This window comes from uncultured Acinetobacter sp. (genome assembly GCF_947624825.1).
Classification (GTDB): Bacteria; Pseudomonadota; Gammaproteobacteria; order Pseudomonadales; family Moraxellaceae; genus Acinetobacter.
This window is the reverse complement of the sequence record NZ_CANQLZ010000052.1, coordinates 1-15,510: the sequence shown is the minus strand read 5'-3', so window position 1 is coordinate 15,510 and position 15,510 is coordinate 1. Positions and strand designations below refer to the sequence as shown.

Here is a 15,510-nt window from a genome sequence, read left to right as displayed (position 1 = left end):
ATTGTTCAAGTTGGTGCGCTCAGAGAGATTCGAACTCCCGACCCCTTAGTTCGTAGCCAAGTGCTCTATCCAGCTGAGCTATGAGCGCGTAACTTGTGTCGTCCTTACAGACTGCGTTTTACTTACTTATTGGTGCGCTCAGAGAGATTCGAACTCCCGACCCCTTAGTTCGTAGCCAAGTGCTCTATCCAGCTGAGCTATGAGCGCGTAACTTGTGTCGTCCTTACAGACTGCGTTTTACTTACTTATTGGTGCGCTCAGAGAGATTCGAACTCCCGACCCCTTAGTTCGTAGCCAAGTGCTCTATCCAGCTGAGCTATGAGCGCGGTATAAGTAAGTTGGCGGTGAGAGAGGGATTCGAACCCTCGATACAGTTGCCCGTATGCATCCTTAGCAGGGATGTGGTTTCAGCCACTCACCCATCTCACCGTAACGTGGTGGCAATATTATAGAGGAAGAGGATTTCATGCAAGCCCTAAAAGTAAAAAAAGCTAAAAAAATCACTCAACAAGCTACTTTTTGAGCACTTTTAGTAAAAACAAGTATATTTAGTATATAAAACATACGTTTATCAAAAAAAACTAAGTCAAAACACAATATTCATGTCAATGACGTGCAGTCTGCCACGGGATGTCTTATGCTAAAGCAATCTACTGATAAGAAACTGAAGATATGATGAAAACTTGGGTCGATCCAGAAGCAAAGGCAGAAGCCGAACGTTATGACAATCCCATCCCTAGCCGTACTCTAATTTTAGAAACGGTTAGCCAACTAAAAACGTCACAATCACATGCTGATCTTGTGGAACATTTTGAAATCGCCGATCAAAAAAGTATTGATGCCCTGCAACACCGTTTAATTGCAATGGTACGTGATGGTCAGCTGATGAAAGATGGTTTTAAATTCCAAATTGCTGCTGAACAACCGACCCATGAAGCCACTGTCTATATCAATAGCAAAGGTTTAGGTACTGCCAATATTAGCGGCAGCGATGATTTATTGTTGCCTGAACGTGAATTACGCCAAGTGTTTAATGGCGACCGTGTAAAGGTGCGCCAAACTTCAGTCGATCGTAAAGGCAAGCCATGGGGTTTTGTCACAGAAGTTGTGCAGCACCGTGTTAAACAAGTGATTGGTAAAGTGTCCATGTACGATGGCGAATACTTTGTGCAGCCAAGTGCGCCCAATAGTCATCAGCCAATTACTTTAGAAAAAGAGTTGATTGAACATGCCAAAGTCAATTTAGGCGATTCAATTCGTGTGGCGATTGATACCTATCCCACCAAAGAAGAATTTGCAACCGGCCATATTGTGCAATCCATGGCGGATAAATCAGATACCGAAATCATTATTCCACAAACCATTTTAGAATTTGGTTTGCCGTATGAGTTTCCCGAAGACGTCATCAAAGATGCCGCAAGCTTTAAAGAGCCAACTGAAAAAGACCGCGAAGGACGTATTGATTTACGTGATTTAGCCTTAGTCACCATTGATGGTGAAGATGCGCGCGATTTTGATGATGCTGTTTATGCTGAAAAACGTCCGGGTGGCGGTTATCGTGTAGTAGTTGCCATTGCCGATGTAACTCATTATGTACGTCCGGGCAAGCCATTGGATGATGAAGCAATCGAGCGTGGTACTTCCGTTTATTTCCCACACTTTGTACTGCCAATGCTGCCAGAAGCATTATCTAATGGTTTATGTTCGCTTAATCCAAACGTAGACCGCTTGTGTATGGTGTGTGACTTAAAACTCTCACGCGCGGGTCGTGTTACGGGTTATGAATTCTATCCATCTGTGATGCATTCAAAAGCACGTTTAACTTACGACCAAGTGGCGCAGTATTTTGATGGTGATAGCACGGCGCTCACCGAAGACCGTAGCGTTCGTAAGTCACTCAATACCTTGTTCCAATTGTATCAAGTGCTTAAAGGCTTACGTGCCGAACGTCATGCCATGGAATTTGAAACTGTTGAAACTTACATGACCTTTGACGAGCTTGGTGGAATTAATGAAATTTTACCGCGTAGCCGTAACGATGCACACAAACTCATTGAAGAATGCATGTTGTTGGCCAACGTTGCAGCAGCAGAATATGCGCTCAAAAATGAAGTGCCAATGCTGTACCGTATTCATGAGCCACCTGAGTTTTCGCGTATTCAAAAAGTGCGTGACTTTGTCAAATTGTTAGGTTTGCCATTTCCTGAACAACCCACCCAAGCCGACTATCAAGCGGTCATTGAAGCCACTAAAGACCGTATTGATGCACCAAGCATTCATGCCGTGTTATTGCGCTCGATGATGCAAGCCTATTATGGACCAAATAATGCAGGTCACTATGGCTTAGCCTATGATGCTTACACTCACTTTACTTCTCCAATTCGTCGTTATCCTGACTTATTGTTGCATCGTGCCATTAAAGCGCATCTCAAAAATAAACCATCGCCATTATCAGGTGGTGCATTAGATGAAGCCGGCACACATTTTTCAGCCACAGAACGTCGTGCTGATGAAGCCTCACGCTCAGTCACCACATGGCTCAAATGCCATTATATGCAGCAGCATATTGGTGAAGATTTTGTAGGCACTATCTCGGCAGTGGCTGAATTTGGCCTGTTTGTGACGCTTAAAGATTTGTACGTCGACGGCATGATTCATGTCAGTCAATTAGGTGATGATTATTTTGTTTATGATCAAATGAGCCAAAGCCTAATTGGACAAAATCATGGCCAAAGCTTTAGCTTAGGCGATGAAGTTAAAATTAAAGTGGCCGGTGTCAATCTTGAAGAACGTAAGATTGATTTTGAACTGCTACAGCAATTGACTCATGCCGGTCGCCCTGTGCGTAGCCGTGCGCCACGTAGTTCAGCACCACGCGCGGCTGCTACACGCACTCGCCCTGTTGTGACCGAACAGACCTTTAACGAGCGTCCAAACGTCAGTGATGCAGGCGACGATGGTGAACAGCCCATTAAAAAGAAAAAAGCTAAAAAGCCCAGTGCCTACAGTAAAAAGCCTGTTAAAAAACATGCAGGAAAATCTGAAGCAAAGGCTAAAGATAAGCTAAAGAAAAAAACCAAGACAAAAAAGAAGAAATCAAACGCCAAACCACAAACTGACTAAATAAAAAGAGCGCTTCGGCGCTCTTTTTATTTGCCAAAACAAAATCCTTGACTAAATTTTTCAAGTGTATATCTTTTGCACTTTTATCTAGGGGGCAAATCATGCGAAAAATTTTAACTTCAACTTTACTTGCAACTACATTAATGACTTCAGGCTGTGCCACCATTTTCAACGGTTCAAGCCAAACAGTGAATATTAGAAGTAATGATGCTGATGCAAAAATCTATGTAAACGAAGAATACATGGGTAAAAACCAAGCTGCTTATACCTTCAAGAAAAAAGAAAACTATGTGATTAAAGCTGAAAAAGCAGGCTGTAAGACAACTACCATTACAGCACAAAAAACCTTTGACCCAACCACCTTATTAGGTGTTTTTATAGATTGGGGAATCTTTTCAATTTTAGTTGTTGATGGTGCGGCAACTGGTGCATGGCAGAAATTTGATAAAACCAGTTATGTCATTGACCCAGACTGTTAATCTTAAAAGGAGCGCTTCGGCGCTCTTTTTCTTGGCTTTATGCTTGATTTTCCGCTCAACAAGCCCTACATCTAGTATTAAGATAAAATAGAGCAATCCAGATATGACACTCCAACAGGCCACCTTGCCAGTTCCACAGTTTGATCAAATCATCCTTGAGCAATTACAACAACAGATTCAAGATGCAATCAATCAAGGCCAAGCATTTTTACACAATTTAAATCAGGTGCCTGAGCAACAAGCGGCTCGCTTAGAAACAATTGAGCAACTCGATACGCTTGAAAATAATATGAGTGAAGCATGGGGCGTGTTGTCGCATTTAAATGCAGTGATGAACAACAGCCAAACACGTGAGGTCTACCAAGCTTTACTGCCTAGTTTAAGTGCTTATTATACAGAGCTTGGTCAACACACTGTGTTGTATCAAACCTTTCAACAGGTACACGATGCCACTGAATATAGCGACTTAAGTGCAGCACAACAAAGTGCTATTCGCCTAGCCCTACGTGATTTTAAACTCTCAGGTGTGGCTTTAGAGGGCGCAGCAAAAAAACGCTATGCTGAAATTTCTGCTCGTTTATCGCAATTGTCCTCTGATTTTTCCAATCATGTTTTAGATGCCACACAAGCCTATTTTAAAGCGTTGTCTGAAGACGAGCTTAAAGGCTTACCTGCAAGTAGTGTTGAGTTATTAAAACAATATGGTCAGCAACGCGAACTTGAACAAGCTGTCGCAACGCTCGATTTTCCATCATATTTGGCGATTATGACCTATGCCGAAGATCGTGCACTACGTGAAAGCTTGTATAAGGCTTACACCACACGTGCCTCAGATCAAGCCGAAAATCTGGACTTTGATAATACTGAAGTAATGCAAGAGATTCTAAGCTTGCGTCAAGAAATGGCCGCTTTACTTGGCTTTAATAACTATGCGGAATTATCACTCGCCAGCAAAATGGCACCTGATGTAACAAGTGTGCAAACCTTCTTGGCTGAATTGGCTGAACACGCGCGCCAACCTGCAACCCAAGACATTAGCGCACTCAAAGCCATTGCTGCGGCTGATGGCATTGTTGAGCTTCAGCCATGGGATAGCACCTTTTACTCTGAAAAACTCAAAGTAGCGCAATTTAACCTCTCTCAAGAGGCACTTAAGCCTTACTTCCCCGCACCTAAAGTGCTACAAGGCTTATTTAGCATTGTAAAACGTTTATATGGTATAGACGTTATTGAGCGTCAAGCACCGGTTTGGCATGCAGATGCACGTTATTTTGAACTTGAAGATCAAGGTCAAGTCCTTGGTGGTTTTTACTTTGATTTATATGCACGTAGTGGCAAACGTGGTGGTGCATGGATGAGTGGTTTCCGCTCACGCATGCAAACACAACACGGCTTACAAAAACCAATCTGCTATATGGTGTGTAACTTTACGCCACCTGTAGGTGAGCAACCTGCTTTGCTCACCCATGATGAAGTGATTACCTTATTCCATGAATTTGGACACGGCTTGCATCATATGCTCACCGAAGTGGACAACATCTCTGTGGCCGGTACACATGGCGTGGCATGGGATGCGGTCGAGCTACCAAGCCAATTTATGGAGTTTTGGGCATGGGATCAAGAAAGCTTGAGCTTGCTGAGCGAACATATTGAAACCAAGCAACATTTGCCAAGCGACTTACTCAAAGCCCTATTAGATGCACGATTTTTCCAATCAGGAATGCAAACCTTACGTCAAATTGAATTTGCTTTATTTGATTTAAATATTCATGCCACCAGTCCTGCTTTAGATGCACAAGGTATTCAAAGCACGCTAGATCAGATTCGCGCACAATTTAGTGTAGTACCAAGTGTCGCTTATAACCGCTTCCAACATAGCTTTAGCCATATTTTTGCCGGAGGCTATGCAGCAGGTTACTACTCATATAAATGGGCTGAAGTATTAGCCAGTGATGCTTTTGATCGTTTTGAACATGAAGGGATTTTTAATACCCAAACCGGTCAAGAATTCCGTCAAGCGGTGCTTGCAGTGGGTGGTCGTGACAGTGCGTTAGAGGCCTTTGTTAATTTCCGCGGTCGTGAACCTAAAATTGATGCATTATTACGTCATCAAGGTTGGACGAATAACGCCTAAGTTGCGTAAAATAGTGGCAAATTTTAGTCTACAGTGAGTATCATCATTATGAAGCGTCGTTTTATTGCAGGTGCTAAATGTCCACGCTGTGAAGCCCAAGACCGTATTGTGATGCTCACCACAGCCGATGCTGAATGGATCGAGTGTATTGAATGTGACTATTCAGAAAATCGCCCAACCGAAGTGCTTGAACCTGAAGTACCTGCGGTTGCCGATGAAATTGGCGTGATTCAATTTAAACCACGTAAAGCTTAAAACTTATGTCAAATAAGCCACGTTATGCTTCAAACTTAGTTTGGCTGATTGCAAGTGTACTTGTCGTAATCACGGTTGCGATAAGTACTTATTGGTGGTTACCTCAACAGCCAAGTCTGCCCCTACATCCACCTCAAACCACACTAGATCAAACTAATTCTACAAACTCTAATTTGGCTGCCTCAGAGGCATTTGTGCCGACTCCAAATAAAGTATTGGTCGATGAAGAACTATTAAAACAAGACTTGCCTGAAAATATCACTTTAATCAAAGAAGAAATTGCCAAACAAGATGATATTCAACAACAATTACAGCAACAAGAAAAAATGCTACAGCAGCAAAATCTTAGCGCAGATGAGTTAATTCGCCTTAAACAGCAACAAATTGAATTCCTCGAACAACAACTGAATAATCAATCACCTGTAAACCCATCTTGATGATCCGTTACATTGCAATGGTGCGTGTCTAATGTCTAAAGTGATCAACTCGCCTTTATTCAAAGCTATTGGTTGCTTGACCATCGCAGCATTTTTATTTTCGTTGATGGGCGTATGTATTCGTTATGCATCGCATAGTCTGGACAATGCCACGATCGTTTTTTTTCGTAATTTTATTGGCTTGTTTATTTTTCTGCCTTTAATTTTAAATAAAGGCAGCAGCTTTTTTAAAACCGATAAAATTTGGATGCACACTTGGCGTGCTTTGGCAGGCTTAACCGCCATGTATGGCTTTTTCTATGCCATAGCGCATTTAAAACTCTCTAATGCCATGGTATTTACCTATTCATCGCCCATTTTTATTCCTTTAATTGCTTGGTTATTTTTAAAAGAGAAAATAACTAGCAGTATGCTGTGTGCTGCGGTTATTGGTTTGTTGGGTGTGTTATGCGTAGCTAAACCTGATCAGGGCTTATTTAATCTGATGTCCGGCATTGGCTTAGGTGCAAGCTTTTTAGCAGCCATGGCTTTTGTGACTGTGCGTGCTTTAACAGCCACCGAACCGCCTGAGCGAATTGTATTTTATTTTTGTTTGATTGGCAGTTTGGTATCTATGATCCCTATGTTTTGGCTGTGGCGAACTTATACTTTGGCTGAACTGAGTTTATTAATTAGTATAGGACTACTGGCCAATATCAGTCAGTTATTTTTATCCAATGCTTATAAATTAGCACCTGCAAGCCAAATTGGACCTGTAAATTATATTGCAATTATTTTTGCAGGGATTTGGGGCTATTGGTTTTGGCAAGAAATGCCTGATGCTTTAAGTTTGGTTGGCTTTGGATTTATTTTAATCGCGATTTTAATGTGCAGCCCACTGTTTAAAAAAAGTGCTAATAAAGCTTAGCAAGCACCTTTACACGCTTCCAATCAGCTGCTGCAAGTTGATCAGACCAAATCACTAAGGGCGGCTGTTTTACAAAGAAGATCACCACATACACGCCATGATCAATAATTTTTTGAATGCTATCGGTTGTTATGTTTTGCTTTTGAGTGATTAAAGTCCATTGACCATTAGCAAAATATTCAAGCTGCACCACACGATCTTGGTAAAAAAAGTGTAGATAGCTCAAGATTATAATCAAGGTGGCAAGCAAAGTGAGCCACCCTGATAGCGTTATCGCACATATACTAATTACAACACCTGCCAAGCACAACTGTACCGCGTAGCCTATTAAGCTACGTTTGAGTTGCAAGCAAGTTTTAGCCATGTACGTAATCTTTAAGTTTATTAATCAAAGCGCGCATTTCTGGACGTGGCGGCTCAGACACTTCCATAAACCAATCGAGTAAATCTGGATCTTCTTGTTCCACTAATTCGGCAAATGTGGCTCTTTCTTCAGCATCTGCTTGTAAATAATGGTTTTTCACGTATGGGTCAAAATAAACATCAATTTCTTTTAAACCGCGACGAGCGCGGTAAATCACCTTACGTTCTTCTAAGCTGATATCTTGCATGGTATGTCCCAAGAGTAATTATCTGATTTAAGTGTACCCGATTTTAAACCTGAATGGCGTAGCTTGCGATGCCAAAGTCTTGTCGCTTAAAGCTAAAACAGGCAAGCAACTTAAACAAAATGAAGCTCTCTAGAACTCACAAAAAGATATCCATATCAAATTTTAGGCAATAAAAAAGACCGGTGAAACACCGGTCTTTTTTAGAACAACTGAACAGTTCTTACGAAATTATTTAACTTCGCGATCTACTAGTTCAACGTAAGCCATCGGCGCAGCATCACCTGCACGGAAGCCCGCTTTAAGAACACGTAGATAACCGCCGTTACGTTCTTTGTAACGAGGGCCAAGAACGGTAAATAATTTACCAACAGTTGCTGCTGAACGAGTACGAGCAAACGCTAAACGGCGGTTTGCAACAGTATCGTTTTTAGCTAAAGTGATTAAAGGCTCAGCTACACGACGTAACTCTTTTGCTTTAGGCACAGTCGTTTTGATTAACTCGTGCTCGAACAAAGAATTAGCCATGTTTTGGAACATCGCTTTACGATGACTGCTTGTACGGCCTAATTTCACACCACTATTACGATGACGCATGGTGATAGTCCTACTTAATTAACGGCTACGATAAGCGAAACGGTCGTCCATGCGGAGGCTAGCCGGTGGCCAGTTCTCTAAACGCATGCCGAGCTGTAAGCCTTTCGATGCCAGAACATCTTTGATCTCAGTAAGCGACTTTTTACCAAGGTTAGGAGTTTTGAGAAGCTCCACCTCAGTGCGCTGAACAAGATCACCAATGTAGTAAATGTTTTCTGCCTTCAAACAGTTAGCAGAACGAACAGTAAGCTCTAGATCATCTACTGGACGAAGCAAGATTGGATCAACTTCTTCGCGAGGTTCTTGAGCAACTGGTGCTTGATCTTTTTGCAGGTCAACAAAAATCGCGATTTGTTGTTGCAAGATCGTTGCTGCCTTACGAATTGCTTCTTCAGGATCAACAGTACCATTTGTTTCAAGATCAATGATCAGTTTATCAAGGTCTGTACGTTGTTCTACACGAGCATTTTCAACTGTGTAAGACACACGTTTGATTGGGCTATAAGACGCATCTAACTGTAAGCGACCTACAGGGCGAGTTTCGCCCTCTGGGAAGCGTGAGTCAGAAGTCTCATAACCACGACCTTGAGCAACTTTCAGGCGCATCTTAAGATTGCCTGTAGCACTTAACGTGCCGATCAAATGCTCAGGGTTAACCACTTCAACATTATGAGGTAAACGAAGGTCAGCCGCTGTTACGTCGCCTGGCCCTTGTTTTTCTAATGTTAAATAAGCTTCATTTTGATCGAACAGCTTAATAGACAATCCTTTTAGGTTCAGCAAGAGCTCGACGATGTCCTGCTGCAAGCCTTCCAAAGTACTGTACTCGTGCTCAACACCTTCAATCTCTACTTCAACCACAGCTGCGCCAGGTAAAGAAGAAAGAAGGATGCGACGTAAAGCATTGCCCAGAGTGTGACCAAAGCCACGCTCTAAGGGTTCTAGAATAACTTTTGCCGAGGTCCCGCTTGCCGCTTCGACCTTGATCGCTTGCGGAGTTAGAAACTCATTTGCAGTACGCGTCATTATTGCCACCTCAAGGATTATTTAGAATACAATTCTACAATCAAGCTTTCGTTGATTTCAGCAGGTAAATCAGAACGATCTGGAGCAGCTTTGAATGTACCTTCAAGTTTCGAATGATCTACTTCGATCCATGAAGCTGTACCACGTTGTGCAGCTAATTCAATTGCGTTTTTAATACGTAATTGTTGTTTAGCGCCTTCGTGAACTGCAATCACGTCACCAGCTTTAACTTGGATAGACGCGATGTTAACGCGACGGCCATTTAAAGTGATTGAACGGTGAGATACTAACTGACGAGCTTCTGCACGTGTAGAACCGAAACCCATGCGATAAACAACGTTATCAAGACGGCTTTCGAGTAACTTTAACAAGTTCTCACCAGTTGCGCCTTTAACACGAGCTGCTTCTTTGTAGTAGTTACTAAATTGACGTTCTAAAACACCGTACATACGACGTACTTTTTGTTTTTCACGTAATTGTAGTGAGTACTCAGATTGTTTGCTACCACGAGCTCCGCCGTGTTGGCCTGGAGCTTTAGCATGTTTTTTAGTCTTAACGTCAAACGGTTTAACGCCAGATTTTAATTGCAGGTCTGTCCCTTCGCGGCGAGAGAGTTTGCATTTTGGACCAATATAACGAGCCATGAATGTTTCTCCTTACACGCGACGTTTTTTAGGTGGACGGCAACCGTTGTGAGGAATTGGTGTCACATCGGTAATGCTGTTAATCTTATAACCCACTGCGCCTAATGCACGAACCGCAGATTCACGACCTGGACCAGGACCTTTTACAAGGACGTCCAAGTTTTTCAAACCGTAGTCTAAAGCTGCTTTACCAGCAACTTCAGCAGCTACCTGAGCAGCGAACGGAGTTGATTTACGTGATCCACGGAAGCCTTGTCCACCTGAAGTGGCCCAAGCCAATGCATTACCTTGACGATCGGTAATCGTTACAATGGTGTTATTAAAAGACGCGTGAATGTGTGCAACACCTTCAGAGACGGTACGAGTGACCTTCTTGCGTGTGCGAGTATCTTTAGCCATCTTTTAGCTTCCAGAAATCTTACTTTTTAATCGGTTTGCGCGGACCTTTACGGGTACGTGCGTTAGTTTTTGTGCGTTGACCGCGGACAGGCAAGCTACGACGATGACGAAGACCACGGTAGCAGCCTAAATCCATTAAACGTTTAATGTTCATGGAAATTTCGCGACGTAAGTCACCTTCGGTAGGAACCTTAGCAACTTCTGCACGAATCGCATCAAGCTGAGCATCGTCCAACTCACGAATCTTGGTAGTAGTTTCGATACCAACAGCAGCTAAGATTTGCTTAGCAGTGTGGCGACCGATACCAAAGATATACGTAAGGGAGATAACAGCATGCTTGTTATCCGGAATGTTTACACCGGCAATACGAGCCATTCACTTTCTCCAAAAAGGCGGTAGAGATAATCAACCGCCCCACAAAAATCTTGAGGGGCGGATAATAACCTAATTAGCCTACTGAAATCAACAGGTCTTGATCAGATTAACCTTGACGCTGCTTATGACGAGGTTCTGCGCTACAAATCACGCGGATAACCCCATTACGACGGATAACTTTACAGCTACCACAAATTTTCTTTACAGAAGCTTGTACTTTCATGATGAAACCTCTAAGTGCGCTTATCCCTGAGGATGAGCAGTCGTTTTTCTCATTAATGTTTGATTATCGTATTGATGCGAGGTGAGATGAGCTTGTAGCTGAGCCATAAAATCCATCACCACAACAACCACAATCAGTAACGATGTGCCACCTAAGCTAAATGGGATTCCAAATGAACTTTGCAATACCATTGGCATTAGACACACCACAGTGATGTAGATCGCGCCAATAAAAGTCAAACGATTGAGAATGTGATCTAAGTAACGAGCAGTTTGCTCACCTGGGCGTATACCGGGCACATAAGCTCCGCTACGTTTAAGATTCTCTGAGACTTCTTTAGGGCTAAATACAAGCGCCGTATAGAAATAACAGAAGAAGATAATTAACGCACCAAAGAGCACCAAATATAACGGCTGTCCAGGCGACAACACGAGTGCCAAATCTTGTAGGCTACGCTGAATTAACCCTGCATCAGGATCGGCACTACCGACCCACTGACCTAAGCTCGCGGGGAACAAAAGCAATGAGCTGGCAAAAATTGCCGGAATAACACCTGCCATATTAATTTTTAACGGCAAATGTGTCTGCTGTGCAGCAAATACACGACGACCTTGTTGTTTTTGAGCATAGTTTACTGGAATGCGACGCTGCGCCTTCTCAATAAACACAATTGCTGCCAATACTGCCAATGATAACAGAGCGAAGATCGCTAAGCCAATCAAACTTGATTGTCCACTATCAATTGAACTAAATGATTGCATCACTAAGTTCGGCAAACCTGCAACAATACCCGCAAAGATAATCATGGATATACCATTACCTACCCCGCGTTCAGTGATCTGCTCACCTAACCACATCAAGAACATAGTGCCTGCTACCAATGAAGTCACGGCTGGAATGTAAAAAGCAAGTCCTGACGTTAAGGTAATCCCTTGACTAATCAGACCTGCACACATACCAATCGACTGCACTAAAGCAAGGAACAATGTACCTTGTCGCGTATATTGGTTAATTTTACGCTTACCCTGCTCGCCTTCTTTTTTCAAAGCTTCGAGCGATGGAACCACTGTTGACATCAACTGCACGATAATCGAGGCAGAAATGTAAGGCATGATCCCAAGAGCAAGAATAGACATTCGCTCTAATGCACCGCCTGAAAACATATTAAACAAACCCAGGATTGTACCTGAGTTTGCATTAAATAAGTTCTCAAGGGCAGCATTGTCGATGCCCGGTACCGGAATATGCGCTCCTAGTCGAAAGACCAACAACGCACCAATGAGAAACATCATTCGGCGAATAATTTCACGATATTTGACGTGAAACGGTTGACCTTTCATCATGTTAACATGACCTGCAGAACTAGGAGTCATAGACACTGGAGATTACTCCTCGACTTTACCGCCAGCAGCTTCAACAGCAGCTTTAGCGCCTTTAGTCAATGCAACACCTTGAACAGTGAATGCGCGAGTAATTTCACCAGAAAGTACGATACGAGCACGTAACATATCTTTACGTACAACGTTTGCAGCTTTTAAAGTTTCAAGAGAAATGATATCGCCTTCAACTTTGTTAAGCTCAGATAAACGTACTTCAGCTGTTTTCAATGCCTGTTGGCTAGTGAAGCCGAATTTAGGCAAACGACGATATAACGCTGTTTGACCGCCTTCAAAGCCTGGACGAGTACCACCGCTCTTACGTGAGTTTTGACCTTTGACACCACGGCCACCAGTCTTACCCATACCAGAACCGATACCACGGCCTAGACGAACGCTTTCACGTTTAGCACCTTCTGCAGGTGCAATTGTATTTAAACGCAGAGTCATGGCTTATTCCTCTACACTAACCATATAGTAGACTTGGTTGATCATACCACGGTTAGAAGGCGTATCTTGCACTTCTACAGTATGACCAATACGACGCAGACCTAAACCTTGAAGGCTAAGCTTGTGATTTTTCAAGCGATGCGATGCAGATTTAGTCTGGGTAACTTTAATCGTTTTCATGATTATTACCCTTGAATTTGTTCTACTGAAAGACCACGTTTCGCAGCGACTTTCTCAGGAGAAGTCATATCACGCAGACCGTTGAAAGTCGCGTTTACTACGTTAGCAGCGTTAGTAGAACCATAGCATTTTGTCAACACGTTGTGTACGCCAACAGCTTCTAAAACTGCACGCATAGCACCACCAGCAATTACACCAGTACCTTCAGAAGCAGGTTGCATGTAAACGCGGCTTGCACCGTGACGAGCATTAATAGGATGTTGTACAGTACCGTTAACAAGGTCAACTGTAATCATGTTACGACGAGCAGCTTCAAGTGCTTTAGAAATAGCAGCTGGAACTTCACGTGCTTTACCACGACCAAAACCTACGCGACCATTACCATCACCCACAACAGTTAATGCTGTGAAAGAGAAGATACGACCACCCTTAACAACTTTGGCTACACGATCAACGGCAACCAGCTTTTCAACAAGACCTTCGTTTTGTTCAACTTTAGCCATGATTAGAACTCCAAGCCGTTTTCACGAGCAGCATCAGCCAAGGCTTTGATACGACCATGATATTTGAAACCAGAACGGTCAAATGCAACTTTAGTTACGCCAGCTGCTTTCGCACGCTCTGCAATTAAAGCACCAACTTTTTGAGCCGCTTCAACGTTACCAGTTGTACCAGCACGTAGAGTAGCGTCTAAAGTAGAAGCTTGCGCTAATACTTTGCCACCATCTGCTGAGATAACTTGAGCATAGATGTGACGCGGAGTGCGGTTTACACACAAACGAGTCGCACCCAACGCACGGATGTGCAAGCGTGTGCTTTTCGCACGACGCAAACGGGATTGTTTCTTTTCGTTCATAAGAACCTCGCGCCTTATTTCTTCTTAGCTTCTTTACGAAGTACAACTTCATCAGAATAACGAACACCTTTACCTTTATAAGGCTCTGGTGGACGGTAACCACGGATATCTGCAGCAACTTGACCTAGTGCAGCTTTATCAGCTGATTTCAGTACGATTTCAGTTGCTGTAGGAGTTTCAGCAGTTACACCTTCAGGAAGGTTGTAATCGATCGGGTGAGAAAAACCTAGGTTAAGGTTAACAACGTTACCTTTAACCGCAGCTTTATAACCAACACCGATAAGCTGTAACTTACGTTCGAAACCTTCGCTAACACCTTTTACAAGGTTGTTAAGCACAGCGCGAGCAGTACCAGCTTGCATCCAAGCGTCTTTCGACTCTTGTACTGGAGCAATAGCCAGAGTACCGTCTTCCTGTTTAAGCTCGACCAGCGCATGCAGGTTGAAAGACAATGTACCTTTAGTGCCTTTCACTTCGACCTGCCGGCCGTTCTGAGTAACTGTTACACCATTCGGTACAGTTACTGGGGCTTTAGCCACACGAGACATGAGGAATCACCTATTAAGAAACAAAAGCAATAACTTCACCACCGATGCCCGCAGCACGTGCAGCGCGATCAGTCATGATGCCTTTGCTTGTAGAAACAATTGCAATACCTAAACCTTGCTTAACGCTTGGAAGTGCATCTTTACCGCGATATTGACGTAGACCTGGACGGCTTACGCGCTTCACAGTTTCGATAACTGGTTTGCCTTCGAAATATTTTAAAGTCAAAGTAAGCGTTGCTTTACCTTCGGCATCAGCAACCGCTACGTCAGCGATGTAACCTTCTTGTACAAGAACGTTTGCAATCGCAACTTTCAACTTAGAGTTTGGCATAGAAACAGTTTGTTTCTTAGCCATTTGCGCGTTACGAACACGTGTTAACATGTCGGCAACGGTATCTTGCATACTCATTTATAGTGCTCCTTACCAGCTTGCCTTAACAACGCCAGGTACATCACCTTGCATTACGGTATCACGTAGTTTGTTACGGCTTAAACCGAACTTACGGAAATAACCATGCGGACGACCAGTTAAACCACAACGGTTACGTAGGCGAACTGGAGATGCATTACGTGGTAATGCTTGAAATTTCATCATCGCTTCGAAACGTTCTTCGTCTGATGCATTTACGTTTGCGATAATTGCTTTTAATTCAGCACGTTTCGCAGCGTATTTAGCAACAGTAGCTTCGCGTTTCAATTCGCGATTAATCATACTCTTCTTAGCCATATCGACCTCTTATTTGAACGGGAAGCCAAATGCACGCATAAGCGCACGGCCTTCGTCATCGGTGCGAGCAGTCGTAGTGATGGTAATATCCATACCACGAATACGATCAATCTTATCAAAATCGATTTCAGGGAACATGATCTGTTCCTTAAGACCCATCGAGTA

General features: G+C 43.1%; 22 protein-coding genes, 4 tRNA genes and 1 pseudogene. 6 read left to right on the top strand and 21 right to left on the bottom strand.

The window, feature by feature from the left end; translation table 11 throughout:
• Positions 1-11 precede the first annotated feature (11 nt).
• From Q0017_RS11155 to Q0017_RS11140, 4 genes are all read right to left on the bottom strand, one after another.
• Positions 12-88, bottom strand: a tRNA-Arg gene (locus tag Q0017_RS11155).
• A 42-nt stretch (positions 89-130) separates the two neighbouring features.
• Positions 131-207 (bottom strand) — tRNA-Arg (locus Q0017_RS11150).
• Positions 208-249: 42 nt separating this feature from the next.
• Positions 250-326: transfer RNA gene (locus Q0017_RS11145), tRNA-Arg, on the bottom strand.
• Between the two features lie 13 nt (positions 327-339).
• Positions 340-429 (bottom strand) — tRNA-Ser (locus Q0017_RS11140).
• A gap of 243 nt (positions 430-672) precedes the next feature.
• Between Q0017_RS11140 and rnr the strand changes: the two genes are divergently transcribed.
• From rnr to Q0017_RS11110, 6 genes are all read left to right on the top strand, one after another.
• Entirely contained in the window at positions 673-3,123 is a 2,451-nt protein-coding gene (gene rnr, locus Q0017_RS11135; protein ID WP_298146692.1) for a ribonuclease R, read from the top strand.
• A 101-nt stretch (positions 3,124-3,224) separates the two neighbouring features.
• Positions 3,225-3,602 carry a PEGA domain-containing protein gene (locus tag Q0017_RS11130; RefSeq protein WP_298146689.1) on the top strand — a complete coding sequence of 126 codons (378 nt, stop codon included), beginning with the start codon at positions 3,225-3,227 and terminating at the stop codon, positions 3,600-3,602.
• 103 nt (positions 3,603-3,705) lie between these two features.
• The gene (locus Q0017_RS11125) at positions 3,706-5,736 is read left to right on the top strand and encodes a M3 family metallopeptidase (RefSeq protein ID WP_298146687.1); all 2,031 of its coding nucleotides are present in this window, start codon (positions 3,706-3,708) and stop codon (positions 5,734-5,736) included.
• 48 nt (positions 5,737-5,784) lie between these two features.
• Positions 5,785-5,991 carry a YheV family putative zinc ribbon protein gene (locus Q0017_RS11120; protein ID WP_298146684.1) on the top strand — a complete coding sequence of 69 codons (207 nt, stop codon included), beginning with the start codon at positions 5,785-5,787 and terminating at the stop codon, positions 5,989-5,991.
• A gap of 5 nt (positions 5,992-5,996) precedes the next feature.
• Positions 5,997-6,428, top strand: coding sequence for a hypothetical protein (locus Q0017_RS11115; protein WP_298146681.1), 432 nt, complete (start codon positions 5,997-5,999; stop codon positions 6,426-6,428).
• 31 nt (positions 6,429-6,459) lie between these two features.
• Positions 6,460-7,335, top strand: coding sequence for a DMT family transporter (locus tag Q0017_RS11110; RefSeq protein WP_298146678.1), 876 nt, complete (start codon positions 6,460-6,462; stop codon positions 7,333-7,335).
• On the opposite strand, the gene Q0017_RS11105 is transcribed toward Q0017_RS11110, so the two are convergent.
• The 17 genes and pseudogenes from Q0017_RS11105 to Q0017_RS11025 all read right to left on the bottom strand — a co-directional run.
• A complete protein-coding gene (locus Q0017_RS11105; protein WP_298146675.1) occupies positions 7,322-7,699 on the bottom strand; it encodes a hypothetical protein in 378 nt (125 codons plus the stop codon). The genes Q0017_RS11110 and Q0017_RS11105 overlap by 14 nt on opposite strands.
• On the bottom strand, positions 7,692-7,946 hold the full coding sequence (locus Q0017_RS11100; RefSeq protein WP_298146672.1) for a succinate dehydrogenase assembly factor 2: 255 nt from the start codon (positions 7,944-7,946) through the stop codon (positions 7,692-7,694). The genes Q0017_RS11105 and Q0017_RS11100 overlap by 8 nt, the downstream gene beginning before the upstream one ends.
• 228 nt (positions 7,947-8,174) lie before the next feature.
• Positions 8,175-8,540 carry a 50S ribosomal protein L17 gene (gene rplQ / locus Q0017_RS11095; RefSeq protein WP_004691290.1) on the bottom strand — a complete coding sequence of 122 codons (366 nt, stop codon included), beginning with the start codon at positions 8,538-8,540 and terminating at the stop codon, positions 8,175-8,177.
• An 18-nt stretch (positions 8,541-8,558) separates the two neighbouring features.
• Positions 8,559-9,566 (bottom strand): DNA-directed RNA polymerase subunit alpha, encoded by a 1,008-nt coding sequence (gene rpoA / locus Q0017_RS11090; protein ID WP_034587449.1) that lies wholly within the window; start codon positions 9,564-9,566, stop codon positions 8,559-8,561.
• A gap of 17 nt (positions 9,567-9,583) precedes the next feature.
• Positions 9,584-10,210 (bottom strand): 30S ribosomal protein S4, encoded by a 627-nt coding sequence (gene rpsD, locus Q0017_RS11085; protein WP_122899930.1) that lies wholly within the window; start codon positions 10,208-10,210, stop codon positions 9,584-9,586.
• 12 nt (positions 10,211-10,222) lie between these two features.
• Positions 10,223-10,609: a 30S ribosomal protein S11 gene (gene rpsK / locus Q0017_RS11080; RefSeq protein ID WP_001040166.1), complete on the bottom strand. Its 387-nt coding sequence runs from the start codon at positions 10,607-10,609 to the stop codon at positions 10,223-10,225.
• A 19-nt stretch (positions 10,610-10,628) separates the two neighbouring features.
• Positions 10,629-10,985 carry a 30S ribosomal protein S13 gene (rpsM, locus tag Q0017_RS11075; RefSeq protein ID WP_122899928.1) on the bottom strand — a complete coding sequence of 119 codons (357 nt, stop codon included), beginning with the start codon at positions 10,983-10,985 and terminating at the stop codon, positions 10,629-10,631.
• A 106-nt stretch (positions 10,986-11,091) separates the two neighbouring features.
• Positions 11,092-11,208: a 50S ribosomal protein L36 gene (gene rpmJ / locus Q0017_RS11070; protein WP_000867907.1), complete on the bottom strand. Its 117-nt coding sequence runs from the start codon at positions 11,206-11,208 to the stop codon at positions 11,092-11,094.
• 20 nt (positions 11,209-11,228) lie between these two features.
• On the bottom strand, positions 11,229-12,548 hold the full coding sequence (gene secY, locus Q0017_RS11065; protein WP_298146695.1) for a preprotein translocase subunit SecY: 1,320 nt from the start codon (positions 12,546-12,548) through the stop codon (positions 11,229-11,231).
• 45 nt (positions 12,549-12,593) lie between these two features.
• Complete coding sequence (rplO, locus tag Q0017_RS11060) at positions 12,594-13,034, bottom strand: 50S ribosomal protein L15 (RefSeq protein ID WP_297423751.1); 441 nt, start codon at positions 13,032-13,034, stop codon at positions 12,594-12,596.
• A 3-nt stretch (positions 13,035-13,037) separates the two neighbouring features.
• The gene (gene rpmD / locus Q0017_RS11055) at positions 13,038-13,214 is read right to left on the bottom strand and encodes a 50S ribosomal protein L30 (protein WP_005094139.1); all 177 of its coding nucleotides are present in this window, start codon (positions 13,212-13,214) and stop codon (positions 13,038-13,040) included.
• A 5-nt stretch (positions 13,215-13,219) separates the two neighbouring features.
• A complete protein-coding gene (rpsE, locus tag Q0017_RS11050) occupies positions 13,220-13,717 on the bottom strand; it encodes a 30S ribosomal protein S5 (RefSeq protein WP_298146665.1) in 498 nt (165 codons plus the stop codon).
• 2 nt (positions 13,718-13,719) lie between these two features.
• Positions 13,720-14,070, bottom strand: a complete 351-nt coding sequence (gene rplR, locus Q0017_RS11045; protein WP_004281497.1) for a 50S ribosomal protein L18 — start codon at positions 14,068-14,070, stop codon at positions 13,720-13,722.
• Between the two features lie 14 nt (positions 14,071-14,084).
• Complete coding sequence (gene rplF / locus Q0017_RS11040) at positions 14,085-14,618, bottom strand: 50S ribosomal protein L6 (RefSeq protein WP_298146663.1); 534 nt, start codon at positions 14,616-14,618, stop codon at positions 14,085-14,087.
• Between the two features lie 13 nt (positions 14,619-14,631).
• The gene (gene rpsH, locus Q0017_RS11035) at positions 14,632-15,027 is read right to left on the bottom strand and encodes a 30S ribosomal protein S8 (protein WP_297423744.1); all 396 of its coding nucleotides are present in this window, start codon (positions 15,025-15,027) and stop codon (positions 14,632-14,634) included.
• Positions 15,028-15,039: 12 nt separating this feature from the next.
• Entirely contained in the window at positions 15,040-15,345 is a 306-nt protein-coding gene (gene rpsN, locus Q0017_RS11030; protein WP_087527386.1) for a 30S ribosomal protein S14, read from the bottom strand.
• Between the two features lie 9 nt (positions 15,346-15,354).
• Positions 15,355-15,510: pseudogene (locus Q0017_RS11025) on the bottom strand (50S ribosomal protein L5); the annotation flags it as partial.

Excerpts from the sequence above, each read along its gene's own strand:
- rnr (WP_298146692.1), top strand. The coding sequence starts at position 673 with ATGATGAAAACTTGGGTCGATCCAGAAGCAAAGGCAGAAGCCGAACGT.
- Q0017_RS11130 (WP_298146689.1), top strand. The coding sequence starts at position 3,225 with ATGCGAAAAATTTTAACTTCAACTTTACTTGCAACTACATTAATGACT.
- Q0017_RS11125 (WP_298146687.1), top strand. The coding sequence starts at position 3,706 with ATGACACTCCAACAGGCCACCTTGCCAGTTCCACAGTTTGATCAAATC.
- Q0017_RS11120 (WP_298146684.1), top strand. The coding sequence starts at position 5,785 with ATGAAGCGTCGTTTTATTGCAGGTGCTAAATGTCCACGCTGTGAAGCC.
- Q0017_RS11115 (WP_298146681.1), top strand. The coding sequence starts at position 5,997 with ATGTCAAATAAGCCACGTTATGCTTCAAACTTAGTTTGGCTGATTGCA.
- Q0017_RS11110 (WP_298146678.1), top strand. The coding sequence starts at position 6,460 with ATGTCTAAAGTGATCAACTCGCCTTTATTCAAAGCTATTGGTTGCTTG.
- Q0017_RS11105 (WP_298146675.1), bottom strand. The coding sequence starts at position 7,699 with ATGGCTAAAACTTGCTTGCAACTCAAACGTAGCTTAATAGGCTACGCG.
- Q0017_RS11100 (WP_298146672.1), bottom strand. The coding sequence starts at position 7,946 with ATGCAAGATATCAGCTTAGAAGAACGTAAGGTGATTTACCGCGCTCGT.
- rplQ (WP_004691290.1), bottom strand. The coding sequence starts at position 8,540 with ATGCGTCATCGTAATAGTGGTGTGAAATTAGGCCGTACAAGCAGTCAT.
- rpoA (WP_034587449.1), bottom strand. The coding sequence starts at position 9,566 with ATGACGCGTACTGCAAATGAGTTTCTAACTCCGCAAGCGATCAAGGTC.
- rpsD (WP_122899930.1), bottom strand. The coding sequence starts at position 10,210 with ATGGCTCGTTATATTGGTCCAAAATGCAAACTCTCTCGCCGCGAAGGG.
- rpsK (WP_001040166.1), bottom strand. The coding sequence starts at position 10,609 with ATGGCTAAAGATACTCGCACACGCAAGAAGGTCACTCGTACCGTCTCT.
- rpsM (WP_122899928.1), bottom strand. The coding sequence starts at position 10,985 with ATGGCTCGTATTGCCGGTGTAAACATTCCGGATAACAAGCATGCTGTT.
- rpmJ (WP_000867907.1), bottom strand. The coding sequence starts at position 11,208 with ATGAAAGTACAAGCTTCTGTAAAGAAAATTTGTGGTAGCTGTAAAGTT.
- secY (WP_298146695.1), bottom strand. The coding sequence starts at position 12,548 with ATGAAAGGTCAACCGTTTCACGTCAAATATCGTGAAATTATTCGCCGA.
- rplO (WP_297423751.1), bottom strand. The coding sequence starts at position 13,034 with ATGACTCTGCGTTTAAATACAATTGCACCTGCAGAAGGTGCTAAACGT.
- rpmD (WP_005094139.1), bottom strand. The coding sequence starts at position 13,214 with ATGAAAACGATTAAAGTTACCCAGACTAAATCTGCATCGCATCGCTTG.
- rpsE (WP_298146665.1), bottom strand. The coding sequence starts at position 13,717 with ATGGCTAAAGTTGAACAAAACGAAGGTCTTGTTGAAAAGCTGGTTGCC.
- rplR (WP_004281497.1), bottom strand. The coding sequence starts at position 14,070 with ATGAACGAAAAGAAACAATCCCGTTTGCGTCGTGCGAAAAGCACACGC.
- rplF (WP_298146663.1), bottom strand. The coding sequence starts at position 14,618 with ATGTCTCGTGTGGCTAAAGCCCCAGTAACTGTACCGAATGGTGTAACA.
- rpsH (WP_297423744.1), bottom strand. The coding sequence starts at position 15,027 with ATGAGTATGCAAGATACCGTTGCCGACATGTTAACACGTGTTCGTAAC.
- rpsN (WP_087527386.1), bottom strand. The coding sequence starts at position 15,345 with ATGGCTAAGAAGAGTATGATTAATCGCGAATTGAAACGCGAAGCTACT.